The following is a 17,091-nucleotide window of genomic DNA, read 5'->3' as shown; positions in this document are numbered from 1 at the left end:
GAATTTTGGTTATTTAGTCCATTTCCTCTTATTCTCAAATTGGGCATTTTTCATAATATGCTGCAAATAAAGGATTATGATATGTGTAATAAAAAAAGATGCACCCCTGTCATCAGCACGGGTGTATCTTTTATATAGATAAGCTATCCAATTACAATATGTCCTTCAGGACGACGGTACAACGTCTTGGTCGAACGTGGGCGAATGGCATAGGCGATCGTAAGAGGACCGATTCGACCAATAAACATGGTCACACAAATAATCAGCTTGCCTGCGTCAGACAATCCTGGCGTCACTCCGACAGACAACCCTACCGTTCCGATTGCAGAAGCCGCCTCAAAGGCAAGAGAGAGAAATGGAGCATCCTCTGTCATTAAGAGCAGTATAACCACAATCGAGAATATAAATAGCGCCATTACAATGATGGTCAACGCCCGCATCATGATATCTTGAGGAACCCTATGACGGAAAAACACAATCTCCTTCTGTCCTCGCATGACGGCGATTAACGCACCTACCATAAGCAGAAACGTAGTTGTTTTAATTCCTCCTCCAGTAGAGCCTGGAGAAGCACCGATAATCATCAGCAGCATAATAAAAAATTGACTGGCCTGCCTTAACCCGCTGATGTCGACTGTGCTTGTACCCGATGATCTCGTGGAGACGGATTGGAAGACAGCGGCATATACTTTGCCTTCCCAGTTCAGTCCACCCAAGGTTCGTGCATTGGTAAACTCAAAAATAAATATAACCAGCGCACCAATGACAATGAGCGCTCCCGACACGCTTAGCACCATTTTAGAGTGTAAAGTCAGTCTCCGGGTACGACGAAAATCGAACAAGTCGCTTAGTACAAGGAAACCCAATCCTCCTGAAAGCACAAGCACAGATGCAATCATATTGAAAACAAAATCTCCAGCGTATTGTTGAAAGCTGGTCCCAAACAGATCGAATCCCCCGTTATTAAAGAGGGATACGGAATGAAAAATCCCATAATATATCGCCTGTCCGACCGGCATCTCTCGCATCCACCGCAAAGCTAAGACGACAGCCGCAATCGCTTCAATGGTAAAAGAAAAGATCAGCACCTTGCGAATAATGCGCACGATCCCTTCCATGCTATCGGCGTTGATCGCCTCCTTAAGCAGCAGCCGATCCTTCAACGATAGTCGTCGTCCCAATAACAGCGCAAACAAGGTCGCTAAGGTCATAAACCCCAACCCGCCTAGCTGCATCAGCACCAAAATGACGGTTTCTCCAAATACCGTATAGGTCGAATCGACGTCAACAACGACCAATCCTGTGACACAAGCAGCAGAGACGGACGTAAAAAGCGAATCAATCCAATGCGGAGCATGTCCACCATGATTGGCAATAGGAAGCATCAGCAGTAAAGTACCCAATGCAATAATCAATACATATCCGATGACCAATATAAAAGGAGGCGATGCGAACCGACTAAGCTTGACGCTGCGTTTCATCAGAACTATTCCTCTCCATCCGTTCTTATGAAAAAGAGGAACAAGACACGGGAACCCCGGCTGATCCTCTATATTCATAATGATATGTTATTCTACGGTACGGTTACGCATATGCGGGAAAAGCAGCACATCGCGAATGGAAGGTGCATCTGTCAGCAACATCACCAAACGATCGATGCCGATGCCCAGCCCGCCTGTTGGCGGCATACCGTATTCCAAGGCGCGGATAAAGTCATCATCCATTTGATGAGCCTCATCATTACCATGCTCACGTTCTAGCAATTGTGCTTCAAAACGTTGACGCTGGTCAATTGGATCATTCAGCTCAGTGAACGCATTCGCATGCTCGCGAGCGACCACAAACAGCTCGAAGCGATCCGTAAAACGCGGGTCCTGTTCGTTTTTCTTAGCCAATGGTGAGATTTCAACTGGATGTCCTGTAATAAAGGTTGGCTGAATGAGCGTTTCCTCTACAAAATGCTCAAAGAATGCATTCAGGATATGACCAAATGTCATGTGCGGTTCAACCGGAACCTTATGCTCTTTCGCAAGGCGATGAGCTTCTTCATTACTCATTTGCGCACTAAAGTCCACACCTGTTACTTCTTTAACAGCATCGACCATGGAAACTCTGCGCCATTGCGGCGTCAGATCCACTTCCTGACCTTGATACTGAATGTGCTGTGTGCCCAGTACTTCCTGCGCAATATGTGCAACCATGTTTTCCGTCAATTGCATGATATCTTTATAATCAGCATACGCTTCATACAGCTCAATCATCGTAAACTCAGGGTTATGGCGGGTCGAAATACCTTCATTACGGTAAACACGACCGATCTCATATACTTTCTCCATTCCGCCGACAATTAGTCGTTTCAAATGGAGTTCAATAGCAATACGCATATAAAGCTGCATGTCCAATGCATTATGGTGCGTAACAAATGGCTTCGCTGCCGCCCCGCCAGCAATAGAATGCAATGTTGGAGTTTCAACTTCCAAATAGCCGAGCGAATCCAGATAACGACGCATGGATTGAATAATACGGGACCGTGTAATGAACGTTTTTTGTACTTCAGGGTTCATAACCAGATCAACATAACGCTGACGGTAGCGCAATTCAACATCTTTCAGACCGTGGTATTTCTCCGGTAATGGGTACAAGGATTTGGACAAAACCTCAATATCCAGCACTTTGATCGTCGTTTCGCCTGTCTTGGTTTTAAAGAGCACGCCCTTAACACCAACAATATCGCCGAGATCCAAAATACCAAATGCTTTATAATTTGCTTCAGGTACAGTGTCTTGACGAACATAAATTTGGATCCGTCCGCTAAGATCCTGTATATGAGCAAAGCTGGCTTTCCCCATAACTCGTTTAGCCATAATGCGGCCTGCTATGCTAACTTCAATATTCTTTTCTTCCAATTCTTCTTTGGTCAAGCTGTCATACTTGCTCAGTAGTACGCCCGCTTCAGCCGTGCGTATGTATTTGCGTCCAAAAGGATCAATGCCCAATGAGCGAAGCTCGTCCAATTTGGCACGACGAATTTGCAATAATTCACTTAATTCCTCGCGATTTTCTTGTAATTCCTGGTTAGTAGTTTCATCCGACATGGTGCTAAATCAGCTCCTTCAATATGAATAGACGGGCCGGGGTCCGTCTCGGGTGTAGAGAAAAAAAGCTTCCACAAGGAAGCTTTTACATTAAATTCCAAAGTCCGTGTTTTTATTTCTTGATATCCACGATTTTATATTGAATAACTCCTGCTGGAACGGTTACATCTACAACAGTTCCTTTTTTCTTACCGAGAATGGCCTTGCCAACCGGGCTTTCATTGGAGATCTTGTTTTGGAGCGGGTCGGATTCGGCAGAACCTACGATAGCATACTCTGTAATATCCCCGAATTCCAAGTCTTCAACGGTTACAGTTGCCCCTACTCCCACAACATCGGTGTCAATTTCATCACTATTGATAATACGGGCATTGCGTAGCATCTTTTCCAGCGTAATTACACGGCCTTCAATAAAGGCCTGCTCATTCTTCGCATCCTCGTATTCGGAGTTTTCACTAATATCTCCGTATCCGATGGCTACTTTAATCCGTTCAGCCACTTCGCGGCGTTTGACAGACTTTAAGTTTTCAAGCTCATCTTCGAGCTTTCTAAGGCCTTCCTGTGTCAGAATGACTTCTTTATCGCTCATCTCAACCGATTCTCCTGTCATGGGAAAAGTTTAAAAGTGCATCGGAATGCACGCTTTCAAAACATAATATGCCACTCTGAGGGAATGAGAACATTTCCTGCTGTTGTCTTGAGAGCTGCATACAATTTGTAGTATACATCAAGATTTTATACTGAACGATTATAGGGCAAGCAATTGGAAAAGTCAATCGCGTGCGCAGGCCGGAACAGCTTCCTTATTGCGCAACAGTAGCAAGAGAAGCAGCATTTGTAGAAGGCCCTTCGTTTTCTACCATGTGCAATTGAGATACAAATTGATCCAAAATACGTACCATATCGTCGCGCTTTGTTTCTTCCATAATTACATCCTTAATACGTGCAGAATCTTTAAGGCCCTTGAGGTACCAAGCCAGATGCTTGCGCATTTCACGAACAGCTACTGCTTCGCCCTTCAGCGCCACCAGCCGATCCATATGCAGAATGGCAATACGGATTTTTTCCTCCGGTGATGGATCAGGCAACAGCTTACCCGTCTGCAAATACTCAATCGTACGGTACAGCATCCATGGATTCCCCAGCGCGCCGCGTCCAATCATAACGCCATCACAATGGGTCAAATCCAACATCCGCCGAGCATCTTCCGGTGTTACAACATCACCATTTCCAATGACAGGAATGGATACTGCTTCTTTAACTTCTTTTATAATATCCCAATTCGCATGCCCCGTATACAGTTGCTCCCGTGTACGGCCATGTACGCTGACGGCCTGACCTCCGGCACGTTCAACAGCGCGAGCGTTCTCTACAGCGTAAATATGCTCGCTATCCCAACCGATACGCATTTTCACGGTAACTGGCTTGCTCACCGATTCTACTACTGCCGATACCATCTCATAAATCTTATTTGGATCAAGCAACCACCGAGCACCTGCATCACATTTGGTCACTTTGGGAACCGGGCAGCCCATATTAATGTCAATAATATCTGCATTCGTTTCTTGGTCTACGACCTTCGCCGCTTTCACCAAAGATTCACGATCGCCTCCGAAAATTTGCAAGCTAAGCGGCTTCTCGCGCTCATCTACAAACAGCATCTCACGTGTACGCTTGTTGCCGTGAATGATGGCTTTATCACTAACCATCTCTGCACATACCAAGCCTGTACCAAATTCCTTGGCGATCAAGCGAAAAGCAGGATTGCACACGCCTGCCATGGGTGCCAAGACGACTTGGTTTTTCATTTCAATATCGCCGATTTTCAACATATCTGTTCACCCCTTTATTCCTTCTTTTATATCGTATACTTATCGTCAATCCGTCAATTCCCGGACTTCAATCTCTAGCGTTTGGGCGATGATGTTCAGCATGTCTGCTTCTACTGTACGATTACCTCGCTCCACAGCACCTAATACAGTCAAAGATATGCCGGTTCGGTTTGCCAACTCCTGCTGGGTGAACCCTTTTAGCTTCCGAAAGGCGCGGAGTCGTTGCGCCAGCTGCAAGTTTTCCAAAGCTGTATGCCGTCCTTTCCATCCACAGAATTCAATGCTGTATGCACGATACTGTACAGACCGGACGAATCTTGGCTCGGAACAATGTCAGCCAAAGGAACCAGCACAAAAGCACGCTCCAGCATACGAGGATGAGGAAGTTCCAAATCTGGCGTAGCCAGTTGTGCCGCTTCCATCCACAACAAGTCCAGATCAATGGTTCGTGGACCGTTAGGAATATGTCTTACCCTCCCCAGACGACTCTCCACCTCCAGCATATAAAACAAAAGCTCCTCTGGAGCAAGTGTTGTAGAGACGGCTACTGTCATATTCAAAAAAGAAGGCTGATCCAGATATCCAACAGGCTCGGTTTCGTACAGACTGGAGCAGCGCACCACTCGTATCGCCGGATGTTCGTCCAGTGCGGTAATGGCTTCATACAGGGTATGCTCACGCTCCCCCAAATTAGCCCCTAAAGCAATATAAGCCTCTGATGCCTCAGAGGTCGAATGTGCATTCATGTATCGTTCCTACTTTCTTGCGCGATAAAGCTCAACCGTCACACCCTGAAAATGAATATCAAACGGCGGATGTGGCTTCGTCACTTTGACAGTCAGTGCATTGACACTAGTATAAGTGTCCAGTAGGGAAGATGCAATACGTTCGCCCAAAGCTTCAATCAATTGGTAAGATTCCTTTTCTACGATATCTTTCACGGTGTAATGCACCTCAGCATAATTAACCGTTTTGTCCAAAGCATCCTGCTCCCCTGCTTCACGCAGATCAAGCTCCAGTTCCAAATCAATATAGTAACGCTGTCCCAGCTTACGCTCCTCTGGAAAAACACCGTGATATCCGTAATACTCCATGCGATGCAATTTCATTTTATCCATTGTAGGTAAGTCCCCTTTTTTTTGATTTTATCTATATAAGCTCCACTTAAAAATTCAATATCGTGCCACTGCGCAGTCAGATGGTTTTTTCCTTCATCCTACATATACTTCTCCCTAAAAATACAGTGACTTTATGCTGGTGGTAGCGGAGCGAATCATTTGAATTCGAAGAAGCGTAGCGCTCGCCTTTGCAACGAGATTCTTACAGATATATAATTTATCAATTCAAAGAATCCCGTTGCAACAGCGATCGTAGAATCAAAGGATTCGTGAAGCGGGCTTCACCCACCATAACTCAGTGGATTTTTAGCCCCGTACACCATCGCATCACACATACGTACAGTGCGCTTGATCTGTGCCACATCGTGCACACGTACAATTTGGCACCCTTGAGCAATGCCAAAGGCCACGGTAGCCGCAGTTCCCTCCACCACATCATCCACAGGCAAATCCAGTGCTGTACGGATAAATCTTTTGCGCGATGTAGCCAATAACAGCGGAAACCCCAGCTGACTCAATGTATCGAGAGAAGTCATAGCATGGATATTTTCATCGTAATCCTTGGCAAAACCGATGCCTGGGTCTAAAATAATCTGCTCCTTACGAACCCCTGCATCCAGCGCCAATTGGATACTTTCTTTTAAATCGGACAGCATATCAGAAACCAAATCGCTATAGTTACGGTCGTGACGATTATGCATCAAAATGACCGGACAATCGAATTCCGCAGCTACACGTGCCATATCGGGATCTGCCTTAAAGCCCCACACATCATTAATGATGTGTGCGCCTGCTTCAAGCGCCTGCCTGGCTACTTCTGCTTTGTAAGTATCCACAGATAATGGGATGTCCGGTGCAATACGATGGATCGCCTGGACGACCGGAATGACCCGAGCCAGTTCCTCTTCCACACCTACTGGTTCATGGCCCGGACGAGTAGACTCCCCGCCAATGTCAATGATATTCGCTCCATCTTCCACTAGTTTCAATGCATGTAAAACAGCTATCTCTGGATTATAATGTAATCCTCCATCAGAAAAAGAATCCGGGGTCACATTGAGGATGCCCATAATCTGGGTGGAGTGTCCGAGTGTAAGCTTGGCATCCCCCATTTGGTAGCTACGTTGATAAAGAGTTGGTATATTCACTTCATCCCTGCTTTCTGCCTATAATCGTGCAACAGCAAAGCTGTTATGGACTCGGTCTGCGCCAAAGGAACCGATAAATGGCTTGCCACTTCTCCCGGCTCCAACAATAAATCCACAGGTCGTATTTCTTGTATAGAGTTGGTCATAAAAATTTCATCAGCCTGTTTCAGCTCGTACCAGTGGTATAGCCCTTGCTCCCATGGAATGCCCCGCAAGTCCGCCAACTCCAAAATGAACTCACGTGTAATGCCTGGCAGAATTCCTGTAGACAAGTCAGGGGTATACAGCGTATTATTCCGCACAAAAAACAGATTGCTAACTATTCCCTCTGCTAGAAAACCGTTGGCTGTAAGCATTATTCCTTCAGCCTTATAACGAACAGCCTCAGCATATTGCTGAAGTTCCCGCTTCGCAAGAACATTATTCATATAATGGAGCGATTTTAATCGAACCTCACCCTCCGGAGTGTTTCTGGGGGTTCGCAGCAACTGAAGCGCCGATGATTGCCCGGGTTGTGTATTTATAGAGGGCAACGGCTTGGCGAACAAAATATGGTTGGGCCGCGTGTAGTCACCAGATGGCAAGCCCAGAGCCTCTTCACCTGCGGATACAGTGTAGCGAATATAGGCTTCATTCAATCCATTTGCCGCCATCAGATGCTGGATGTGTTTTGTAAGCTGCTCTTCATCCGGTTGAAAAGGAATGCCGAGCATTCGGCAGCCTTCCTCCAGTCGATGTAGATGCCGATCCAGCAAAAATGGAACACCCTTATAAGTTCGGAATGTTTCAAACAAGCCCATACCGTATAAAAAGCCGTGATCACTTACGTGAATCACGGCTTTTGCGGCTTCCGTGAGGACGCCATTGACTCCAATATATCTCATAAATCAGACGCCTACCTTGCGTTTTAGGAAATTGCGCAACAGTTGATGCCCGTAGTCCGTAATAATGGATTCGGGATGGAACTGAACTCCTTCTACGGCAAACTCTTTATGCCGCAAACCCATAATTTCACCCTCTGCGGTTTCAGCTGTAATCTCTAGACATTCAGGCAGGCTCTCACGCTCTACCAACAATGAATGATACCGGGTGGCTGTAAATGGAGAAGGCAGGCCTTCGAATACTGAGGTATTGTGATGGAGAATCGGTGATGTTTTGCCATGCATGAGCCGATCAGCGCGGATAACCTTACCGCCAAAAGCCTGTCCGATGGCCTGGTGACCGAGACACACGCCAAAAATCGGAATCCGGCCTTTAAAATGGCTGATTACATCCAGCGATATTCCCGCCTCATTCGGTGTGCATGGACCTGGCGAGATCAAAATATGCTCTGGTGCCAGCTCTTCTATGCCTTTCACATCAATCTCATCATTCCGTTTTACGGTTACTTCTTCGCCAAGTTCACCCAGATATTGAACAAGATTGTACGTAAATGAATCATAATTATCAATCACCAAAATCATTTGACTCACCCTCCTGTGATACCGCTCCTGTTCAAAGCGGCTTCTTCTTCGCCACATTGTACCGCCTTCATGACAGCTCTGGCCTTGTTCCGACACTCCCGATATTCCCTGTACGGGTCTGAATCAATGACGATACCCGCACCTGTCTGTAAATAGGCAGTATTGCCCTGAACAGCTAGTGTTCTTATTATAATATTTAATTCCATATTACCATTATAGTCAATCCATCCAAGGGACCCCGTATAAGGACCCCGCCGGACAGGCTCCAATTCTTCAATGATTTCCATGGTGCGCACCTTGGGCGCTCCGGTAATAGTCCCGCCCGGGAAGGTAGCAGCAATTACGTCTATAGCTGTACGACCCGAGGCTAACTTCCCCTCAACCTGAGAAACCAAATGCATAACGTGCGAATAGTATTCGACAGTCAGCAATTCAGGAACATGCACCGATCCGTATTCAGCAATTCGTCCGATATCGTTACGCTCCAGATCAACGAGCATAATATGCTCTGCGCGTTCTTTTTCACTTGATAGAAGCTCTGCAGCCATAGCGGCGTCTTCATCAGGTGTTAGCCCCCTTCTTCTCGTACCTGCAATAGGTCGAGCGCTCACACGTCCATCCTCCAGCTTCACCAGCAATTCCGGTGAGCCACTGACGATCCGTAAATCTGGCATACGCAGCATCCCCATATAAGGAGATGGATTTAGCAGACGAAGCCATTCATATATATTCTCAGGAAGGGCTGCAAGCGTACGTTGCTGGCGAATCGACAAGTTAACCTGAAATACATCTCCTTGGGCAATATATTCCTGCACACGTTTCACGGCATGTTCAAAATCTTGTTGACTGAATGCCATTTTCCAGCCTTCAGATTCTTGATGAGCAGCCTCTAATCCTTTTTCAGACAACCGAGCACAACGACGAGGATGAGCTGGATCAGTCTCTCCCGCATGTATGATGTCCTTCCACTGAGTCAGCATGCGTTCTGCACGTTGGACCGCTTCCGCATAAAGCTTGCCAAGTATCGATGTGGTCTCATCCACCATAAGCTCATTTGCCAAATCAGTCTGGCCACTGAATTCACCGGAGCGGGCAGGATTGGGGATATGAACAGCACAATATAGGCATGATGTTTCGTGATCATAAATCCATAGCTCATTCACCCGCATCCACACATAATCAGGTATATCCGTGTCGTCTGCAGCTTGAGTTGGCAAACGCTCCAGCGAGCGAGCTACATCGTAGCCCAGATAACCCGCAAATCCCCCAGAGAAAAAAGGCATGCCAGGCACACGCGGCGCACGGTAAGAAGCGATCCAATCGTTCATGATTGTCAAAGGTTGTCCATGTATATCACCATGCTCCCCGCTTTGCAAATCAGTCCAAACTGCTTGTTCTCCCTTGCCTTCTAATATAGCAACCGGATTCAAGGCCAGATAGGTATACCTTCCACCTTTAGCGCTCTCCAGCAAGAAGGCATATGGCGACGAATCCTCCCAGGCCCTCCGCCACGATGAAGGTAAACCGCCTACGGGCAAAGGGTACTCAGCAATATAGGGAAGTACATTCCAGCCTTCCTTTTGCCAGGTTTGCCACTGCGCCTCCGTCACTCTAGCTGTCCATTTCATCTGTGTGTGCTACCCCTTCCCTTACTATGCCAAAAGTCTGCATTTTCTCCCTACAAAGAAACCCTCATCCCCCCCGGTTACAGGGAAATGAGGGTTTCCTTACGTATAGTATACACAATTACGACATAATTACAGCTCGAAATTGTATAGTGGTGTACTCAGGTAACGTTCGCCATTACTTGGAATAATGACAACAATCCGCTTACCCTTGCCCAATTGCTTAGCAAGCTTCAAGGCCGCATGAACAGCCGCACCAGAAGAAATACCGGACAAAATGCCCTCTTCCTTGGCCACTCTACGCGCTACCTCGAAAGCTTCATCGTTTTCTACATGAATAATTTCATCATAGATATCACGATTTAGAATTTCAGGAATAAAGTTTGCACCCAGCCCTTGAATTTTGTGAGGTCCTGGCTTGCCGCCTGCTAGCAATGGGGAAGAAGCGGGCTCTACAGCCACGATTTTAATATCAGGGAATTCTTTTTTAAGCACTTCTCCAGCACCGGAAATGGTTCCACCAGTCCCTATACCTGCTATAAAAGCATCCAGCGTGCCACCAATGGAGCGAATCGCTTCTACGATCTCAGGACCCGTCGTTTCACGGTGAATTTTGATATTGGCTTTGTTCTTGAACTGCTCGGCAGCGAAATAATCCGGGTTTTCGCTCAATAGCTCTTCCATTTTTTTAACAGATCCGTTCATACCCTCTGAGCCAGGTGTTAACACAAGCTCGGCTCCATAAGCACGCAACAAATTACGACGCTCTATACTCATCGTTTCTGGCATAACAATTACTGCTTTATATCCCTTCGCAGCAGCAACCATAGCCAGGCCGATTCCTGTGTTACCGCTAGTTGCTTCAATAATGGTACCCCCCGGCTTAAGCAGACCTTCACGCTCAGCTTCTTCCACCATACTAATCGCAATACGGTCTTTTACACTGGAGCCCGGGTTCTGATATTCCAGTTTCAAATAAATTTCGGCGCTATCTTCCGGTACGATCCGGTTGAGGCGAACGAGGGGAGTCTCCCCGATAAGGTCGGTGATGTTATTAACAACTTTAGCCATGATAATTCCTCCCTGACTGTGATGATATATTAAAAATTGCGAAAACATATTGTAGATGATTCTAGGTAAATCTATTTTAGTTTTATGCCGTTCATTTAATTTCCGATAAAAATAGTTGGTTTTATACGCTAATCATAACAATCTTCAATTCCAATGTCAATACAAGTAAATAAGCCAATAGGCTGTTCTCCCGCGTTATCGGCACCGTATCTTCATCAAAAGCAAGATCCTCTCACTATGCTAAAGAGAAGCAGAGGGCGCCTCTTTCCCAGATAAAATACGAGCTCCATATTTATCACGCAGACTCTTTTCGACCTCGTCCAAAGGAGCGGCTTGTGCAAGCGCAAGAGAGCGGCGGATTTGCTGACGAATTTGCTGCTTATCGGGAGAATTCTTTAGTCTGACATCCTGTACATAAATGACCGCATAGCCATCATTAACAGAGATGGGACCTGCAACATCCCCGGAGCTTAGTTCTCTCGCCGCCTTCATGACTGCCTCTGGTTGAAATGGATCATATTCATCCAACCATCCCAACTGTCCGCTGTGATCCTCGCCAAGAGGGTTACCTGAGACTGAATGCTCCCGAAGCAGCATGTCGAAGCTTTCTCCTTGCTTGACCCGATCGAGCAACGTCTCTGCTTCCTCTGCTTTAGCCACATAAATAGCTGCCAGTTTGATCTGCTTACCAACGGCAAACTCTTCGGGGTGCTGTTCCCAATACTCGTCAATCTCCGTTTCTTCAACCTGAATACCTTGGGTGGCTATTTTCTCCAAGCCAATCCGGTACTCCGCTTCATTCCGCAAGTCAACCGGATTTAAGCCAAACTGTCGCTGCATTTCCTCAAAGTAGGCATGTTCTGAGTCGTACCCTTTACTATCCTGCTCCAGCACTTGCTGTAAATCCTCTTGGGTGATCTTAATACCGAGACGCTTGGCTTCAGCCTGCACGGCTTTACGATTCAACATTTGCAACAGCGTATTAGTTCCATATCGCTTTTTCAGTTCCGCTACCCACTGTTCCTCCGATATGCCTTCCTGACCCATCTCCGCCACAGTATGATCGCCGTCATCCTTGCTTACATCACCCGGCTTTAACAGCCCCCGAAGCATGATAAGACCACCTAAAGCGGCGACGCTAACGGTCAGAATAATGACTGCTGTCCATAATCCCTTTTCCCGTGTAGTCATCGCTTGCACCGCCTATCCGGTTAGGCCTTGGCTTGATCTAACAGATTTTGCAATTCATCCTTATTAAACTGATAAGCCTCATTACAAAAGTGACACACGACCTCAGCCTGTCCTTCTTCCTCAATTAATTGCTTTAATTCACTTTCTCCCAGACTGATCAATGTTTTTTCCACGCGCTCGCGTGAGCACTCACATTGAAAATGGATATCCATTTCATCCAGAACTCTAACGTCCGGCAGCATCCAACGCAGCATTTCATCAAGCTCTAGCCCTTGATCCAGCAGAGCGGTAACGGGTGGAATTGAGCCAACTGCATTTTCGATAGCAGTAATCTCATCATCATTCAGACCTGGAAGCAATTGAATAATAAATCCGCCGGCCACAATAACGGAGTTATCCGTATCTACCAGCACACCCAAACCCACCGCTGACGGAGTCTGTTCGGATTTGGCAAAATAATAGGTAAAGTCCTCACCGAGCTCACCGGAAATAATCGGGATACTACCGCGGTACGGTTCTTTTAACCCCAAATCCTTGATAATATGAATGAATCCCTCTGTACCTACGGCACCCGCTACATCCAGTTTGCCCATACTATTGCTCGGCAAATGCACGTGTGGTTCAGTAACATAACCCCGCACTTCTCCTACAGCATTGGCATCAACGACAATTTGCCCAATCGGTCCTTCGCCTTTGACTTGAATGGTCAATCGTTCTTTGCCTTTTAGCATAGAACCCATAATTGCACCCGCTGTGAGGGTTCGTCCCAAAGCAGCGGTTGCCGTAGGATAAGTATCATGTCTTCTCCGCAACTCCTCTACCAATTGAGTTGTCCGAACTGCAAAAGCTCTGACCCTTCCATCCATGGCTGTGCCGCGAATAAGTCGATCCTGTTTATTTTCCATATTGATATCCTCCCCTATTATCCAAGGCAGCCATGCTGCTTATTTTCGTTAGTATTCCCTCATCCTTGAAGCATCATTTCCTACTATATAAACAACCTGCATCGACAGATCACGCGAATTGTTCAAAAACGTAACATATTTCAGTATAGACGAAAAACGCCGCTAATCCAAACCGATAAGATCGTCGGCTTGACTCAGCGGCAACTTATATCTACTTTTTATTCGGCGTTACGTTGGTAAATGATGCGTAATCCTTCGAGCGTCAACATCGGCAACACTTTCTGAATGCTCTCTGTCTCTGATGCGATTAGCTCTGCAAGACCTCCGGTGGCAATAACCGTAGGTTCCACCTGCATTTCTTCCTTAATACGCCTCACAATGCCATCCACTTGTCCAGCATAACCGAAAATAATCCCGGCTTGCATGGCGTGGACTGTATTCCGACCAATAACCTTTTTGGGTTTTTCCAACTCAATACGAGGGAGCTTGGAAGCCCGTTGATACAGTGCCTCCGTCGAAATGCCGATACCGGGCACAATGACTCCACCCAGGTAGTTTCCCTTATCATCAATACAATCAAACGTGGTCGCTGTTCCAAAATCCACCACAACGAGAGGTCCACCGAATCGTTCTACAGCCGCAACAGCGTTCACGATCCGATCCGCGCCTACTTCACGCGGATTCTCATAACGCAGATTAAGACCGGTCTTGATTCCCGGTCCGACGATTAACGGCGTTTTGCCTATATATTTATCGCACATTTCCTCTAATACACGGACCAATGGCGGAACGACAGAGGAAATAATAACTCCCTGAATGTCATCCTTTAACACGCCGCCCATACTAAAAAGATTATGTATGAGTACGCCGTATTCATCTGCGGTTGCCTGTCTGGAGGTGCTGATCCGGTAGTGATGCAACAGCTCGCGCCCTTCATAGATCCCCAGAACAATATTGGTATTACCTACATCCACTACAAGAATCAATGGGTGTCACCTATCTTTCTTAGCGTTAAGGTCAAGGCTGATATCCAGATTATGAAAAGAGTATGTCAGCCTGCCTACAGAAATCACATCTACGCCGCTCTCAGCCATCTCACGCACTGTATCCAGCGATACATTGCCTGAGGCTTCTGTCTTGACGTGTGGGGCCTGTTCACGAATGAAGCGAACGGCTTCCTTCATATCTGGGACGGACATGTTATCCAGCATAATAATATCCGCCCCAGCCTCCAGGGCTTCCCGGACTTGCGTCATGTTTTCCGTCTCTACTTCAATCGTCATTGTATGCGGTATGTGCGCGCGCGCTCGGCTCACCGCCTGTGCAATCCCACCCGCGCCCTTAATATGATTATCCTTAATCATAACAGCATCGTATAGACCAAAGCGATGATTCGAGCCGCCACCTACACGCACAGCATACTTCTCCAACAGTCGATGCCCTGGTGTTGTTTTACGTGTGTCCACCAAGCGCGTGGAAAGTCCGTGCAATTGATCTATAAAAGTTCGCGTCCGCGTTGCAATACCGGACATCCGCTGGAGTAAATTTAACGCCAATCGCTCCCCGGTCAAAATCGCATGAGTACTTCCACTCACTTCTGCCAAAACGCTCCCCTTTTCAATCCACTGACCATCGGTCACCAACGGAGTGAACGACAAGGAAGGGTCCACTACCCGAAATACAATTTCCGCCACAGGTAAACCCGCAATCACGCCGCTCTCCTTGGCATGAATGACAGCCTTGGATTGGTGGCCCGGCTCAATCGTCCAACGTGTGGTCACATCGCCAGAACCTGTATCTTCTCGCAGCCAGCTGCGAATTTGTGCCGTCAGTTCCTCCTGATATCCGCTAAACTCACCATAAAGCTCGCTGTTAGATGTCATGAACGCTCTCCTCCGTTATGCCTTGCTCACGTCGCTGCTGAACATGCTTTCGCCACTTGCAATCATCTGTCTCAGGGAAGTCCTCACGATAGTGTGCCCCCCGACTCTCCTCACGCAGCAACGCACCATCTGCTACTAATAAAGCACAGGTGAGCAAATTGGCGAATTCGATCTCTTCCCGACTGGTGATCACAGCCTGAAAGGCAGTCACTAGCCCGCGCAGCTCTTCTAAAGCTGCTTGTAGCCCTTCACTATGCCGACGAACTCCAGCATAATGAACCATCGTTTCTTGCAGCTTATACCGCTGTTCCGCGACGGATGAAGCCTGAAACTCTGCACGGTTATCATTGTAAGATATCAAAGTATGGCCAACCAGCGGTGGCAATGAATGCAGCCGCTCGATAATCCTGCTGGCGAACACAATAGCTTCAGATAACGAATTGCTCGCCAGACGATTAGCGCCGTGAACACCTGTGGAAGAGGTCTCACCACAGGCGAACAAACGCCTAATGGAGCTTTCCCCGTATAGATTAGTCTGGATACCACCCATCATATAATGGGCAGCAGGAGCAATGGGAATCCTGCCTGTCGTCATATCCAAACCATATGACAGACACGTCCGATAAATCGTTGGAAAGCGTTGCTTTACCCGCTCAGGCGGCTCGTGTGTAATATCCAGGTATACAAACGTAGCCTGGGTGCGTTCCATCTCATGGATGATCGCACGAGCTACGATATCTCTGGGTGCAAGCTCCTGCCGGGAATCATACTTGTCCATGAAGCGTTCTCCATGAATGTTGCGTAACACGGCACCTTCTCCCCGCACGGCTTCAGAAATTAGAAACCTTGGAGCGCCCGGATGGCACAATGCCGTAGGATGAAACTGTACGAACTCCATATCCCGTACAACCGCCCCAGCACGATATGCCATAGCAATACCGTCCCCAGTTGCGATATCCGGGTTAGTTGTATAACGGTATAATTGCCCGCTACCTCCTGAACACACAATTGTTGCATTGGCAGTGATATACGACCTTTCTCCATCTGGCATTTGGACGAGGGCCCCAATACACTCACCATGCTCAGTCAGCAGGTCAATGACCATACACTCTTCCCACACCTCGATACCGGGATGGGCAGCAACCTGCTGTGATAAGGCACGCACGATTTCATAACCGGTGGCATCTCCATTTGCATGCAAAATGCGACGATGACTATGCGCCCCTTCTCGGGTCAGCGCTAGTTCACCATCCACACGGTCAAAGGCTGTCCCCAATCGTATTAACTCTTTAATGCCATCTGGGCCTTCATGAACAAGCGTTCTGACCGCCTCGGGTTCACACAGACCTGCACCAGCAATCAGAGTATCTTGCATGTGATAAGCCGGTGTATCCTCGTCCGATGTGACAGCAGCAATGCCGCCTTGAGCATAACGTGTGTTGCTTTCCATTAAAGTTTTCTTGGTAATCAGCAACACTTTCCGATTCTCCGCAGCCTTAATCGCCGTATATAAGCCCGCAATGCCGGAGCCGATAATCAAGACGTCGGCTTCGTATTGGGTCAATTCCGCTACATCAAAATCAACTAGATATCTTGGAATCATGCCTTCACCTGATTTCACAGAAGAATAGCGCACACCATAGATTGTACAGTATGCGCTCACGGAATATGTTCAAAATGATAGTAAGTCGATTGCAACGACTGTTGGCCTTTTAAGCTAAAAAGGCGACAGCCGTTTATTTAACAATAAATGTACACAA

General features: G+C 47.1%; 17 protein-coding genes. All 17 read right to left on the bottom strand.

Features of this window, described 5'->3' with window-relative positions:
* Positions 1-143: 143 nt before the first annotated feature.
* The 17 genes from PPM_RS00375 to nadB all read right to left on the bottom strand — a co-directional run bounded on the left by PPM_RS00375 (position 144) and on the right by nadB (position 16,934).
* Positions 144-1,481, bottom strand: a complete 1,338-nt coding sequence (locus PPM_RS00375) for a TrkH family potassium uptake protein (protein WP_014599346.1) — start codon at positions 1,479-1,481, stop codon at positions 144-146.
* An 87-nt stretch (positions 1,482-1,568) separates the two neighbouring features.
* The gene (gene lysS / locus PPM_RS00370; protein ID WP_014599345.1) at positions 1,569-3,095 is read right to left on the bottom strand and encodes a lysine--tRNA ligase; all 1,527 of its coding nucleotides are present in this window, start codon (positions 3,093-3,095) and stop codon (positions 1,569-1,571) included.
* A 112-nt stretch (positions 3,096-3,207) separates the two neighbouring features.
* Positions 3,208-3,684, bottom strand: a complete 477-nt coding sequence (greA, locus tag PPM_RS00365; RefSeq protein WP_013308160.1) for a transcription elongation factor GreA — start codon at positions 3,682-3,684, stop codon at positions 3,208-3,210.
* A 214-nt stretch (positions 3,685-3,898) separates the two neighbouring features.
* Positions 3,899-4,927 carry a tRNA dihydrouridine synthase DusB gene (gene dusB, locus PPM_RS00360; RefSeq protein ID WP_014599344.1) on the bottom strand — a complete coding sequence of 343 codons (1,029 nt, stop codon included), beginning with the start codon at positions 4,925-4,927 and terminating at the stop codon, positions 3,899-3,901.
* A 45-nt stretch (positions 4,928-4,972) separates the two neighbouring features.
* On the bottom strand, positions 4,973-5,173 hold the full coding sequence (locus PPM_RS00355; protein WP_013368707.1) for a helix-turn-helix domain-containing protein: 201 nt from the start codon (positions 5,171-5,173) through the stop codon (positions 4,973-4,975).
* Complete coding sequence (folK, locus tag PPM_RS00350; protein WP_014599343.1) at positions 5,125-5,673, bottom strand: 2-amino-4-hydroxy-6-hydroxymethyldihydropteridine diphosphokinase; 549 nt, start codon at positions 5,671-5,673, stop codon at positions 5,125-5,127. Before folK ends, PPM_RS00355 begins: the two co-directional genes overlap by 49 nt.
* Positions 5,674-5,682: 9 nt before the next feature.
* Positions 5,683-6,045 (bottom strand): dihydroneopterin aldolase, encoded by a 363-nt coding sequence (gene folB / locus PPM_RS00345; protein ID WP_013368705.1) that lies wholly within the window; start codon positions 6,043-6,045, stop codon positions 5,683-5,685.
* A 281-nt stretch (positions 6,046-6,326) separates the two neighbouring features.
* On the bottom strand, positions 6,327-7,193 hold the full coding sequence (folP, locus tag PPM_RS00340) for a dihydropteroate synthase (RefSeq protein ID WP_013368704.1): 867 nt from the start codon (positions 7,191-7,193) through the stop codon (positions 6,327-6,329).
* On the bottom strand, positions 7,190-8,077 hold the full coding sequence (locus PPM_RS00335; RefSeq protein WP_013368703.1) for an aminotransferase class IV: 888 nt from the start codon (positions 8,075-8,077) through the stop codon (positions 7,190-7,192). The genes folP and PPM_RS00335 overlap by 4 nt, the downstream gene beginning before the upstream one ends.
* A 3-nt stretch (positions 8,078-8,080) precedes the next feature.
* Positions 8,081-8,656: an aminodeoxychorismate/anthranilate synthase component II gene (gene pabA, locus PPM_RS00330; protein WP_013368702.1), complete on the bottom strand. Its 576-nt coding sequence runs from the start codon at positions 8,654-8,656 to the stop codon at positions 8,081-8,083.
* A gap of 5 nt (positions 8,657-8,661) precedes the next feature.
* On the bottom strand, positions 8,662-10,284 hold the full coding sequence (locus PPM_RS00325) for an anthranilate synthase component I family protein (protein WP_013368701.1): 1,623 nt from the start codon (positions 10,282-10,284) through the stop codon (positions 8,662-8,664).
* 129 nt (positions 10,285-10,413) lie between these two features.
* Complete coding sequence (gene cysK, locus PPM_RS00320) at positions 10,414-11,352, bottom strand: cysteine synthase A (protein WP_013368700.1); 939 nt, start codon at positions 11,350-11,352, stop codon at positions 10,414-10,416.
* A gap of 240 nt (positions 11,353-11,592) precedes the next feature.
* Complete coding sequence (locus PPM_RS00315; protein ID WP_013368699.1) at positions 11,593-12,543, bottom strand: peptidyl-prolyl cis-trans isomerase; 951 nt, start codon at positions 12,541-12,543, stop codon at positions 11,593-11,595.
* A 20-nt stretch (positions 12,544-12,563) separates the two neighbouring features.
* Positions 12,564-13,448 carry an Hsp33 family molecular chaperone HslO gene (gene hslO / locus PPM_RS00310; protein WP_013368698.1) on the bottom strand — a complete coding sequence of 295 codons (885 nt, stop codon included), beginning with the start codon at positions 13,446-13,448 and terminating at the stop codon, positions 12,564-12,566.
* A 218-nt stretch (positions 13,449-13,666) separates the two neighbouring features.
* Positions 13,667-14,434 carry a type III pantothenate kinase gene (locus tag PPM_RS00305; protein ID WP_013368697.1) on the bottom strand — a complete coding sequence of 256 codons (768 nt, stop codon included), beginning with the start codon at positions 14,432-14,434 and terminating at the stop codon, positions 13,667-13,669.
* A gap of 6 nt (positions 14,435-14,440) precedes the next feature.
* Positions 14,441-15,331, bottom strand: coding sequence for a carboxylating nicotinate-nucleotide diphosphorylase (gene nadC, locus PPM_RS00300; RefSeq protein ID WP_013368696.1), 891 nt, complete (start codon positions 15,329-15,331; stop codon positions 14,441-14,443).
* A complete protein-coding gene (gene nadB / locus PPM_RS00295) occupies positions 15,321-16,934 on the bottom strand; it encodes an L-aspartate oxidase (protein ID WP_013368695.1) in 1,614 nt (537 codons plus the stop codon). The genes nadC and nadB overlap by 11 nt, the downstream gene beginning before the upstream one ends.
* Positions 16,935-17,091 lie beyond the last annotated feature (157 nt).

This window comes from Paenibacillus polymyxa M1, assembly GCF_000237325.1.
In the GTDB taxonomy this organism is placed as follows: domain Bacteria; phylum Bacillota; class Bacilli; order Paenibacillales; family Paenibacillaceae; genus Paenibacillus; species Paenibacillus polymyxa_C.
Note: the sequence above shows the minus strand (reverse complement) of the source record. Positions and strands in the feature narration are given on the sequence as shown.

Coding starts and splice junctions, on each gene's coding strand:
- PPM_RS00375 (WP_014599346.1), bottom strand. CDS start 1,481: ATGAAACGCAGCGTCAAGCTTAGTCGGTTCGCATCGCCTCCTTTTATA.
- dusB (WP_014599344.1), bottom strand. CDS start 4,927: ATGTTGAAAATCGGCGATATTGAAATGAAAAACCAAGTCGTCTTGGCA.
- PPM_RS00335 (WP_013368703.1), bottom strand. CDS start 8,077: ATGAGATATATTGGAGTCAATGGCGTCCTCACGGAAGCCGCAAAAGCC.
- greA (WP_013308160.1), bottom strand. CDS start 3,684: ATGAGCGATAAAGAAGTCATTCTGACACAGGAAGGCCTTAGAAAGCTC.
- lysS (WP_014599345.1), bottom strand. CDS start 3,095: ATGTCGGATGAAACTACTAACCAGGAATTACAAGAAAATCGCGAGGAA.
- nadB (WP_013368695.1), bottom strand. CDS start 16,934: ATGATTCCAAGATATCTAGTTGATTTTGATGTAGCGGAATTGACCCAA.
- nadC (WP_013368696.1), bottom strand. CDS start 15,331: ATGACATCTAACAGCGAGCTTTATGGTGAGTTTAGCGGATATCAGGAG.
- folK (WP_014599343.1), bottom strand. CDS start 5,673: ATGAATGCACATTCGACCTCTGAGGCATCAGAGGCTTATATTGCTTTA.
- cysK (WP_013368700.1), bottom strand. CDS start 11,352: ATGGCTAAAGTTGTTAATAACATCACCGACCTTATCGGGGAGACTCCC.
- PPM_RS00315 (WP_013368699.1), bottom strand. CDS start 12,543: ATGACTACACGGGAAAAGGGATTATGGACAGCAGTCATTATTCTGACC.
- pabA (WP_013368702.1), bottom strand. CDS start 8,656: ATGATTTTGGTGATTGATAATTATGATTCATTTACGTACAATCTTGTT.
- hslO (WP_013368698.1), bottom strand. CDS start 13,448: ATGGAAAATAAACAGGATCGACTTATTCGCGGCACAGCCATGGATGGA.
- PPM_RS00325 (WP_013368701.1), bottom strand. CDS start 10,284: ATGAAATGGACAGCTAGAGTGACGGAGGCGCAGTGGCAAACCTGGCAA.
- folB (WP_013368705.1), bottom strand. CDS start 6,045: ATGGATAAAATGAAATTGCATCGCATGGAGTATTACGGATATCACGGT.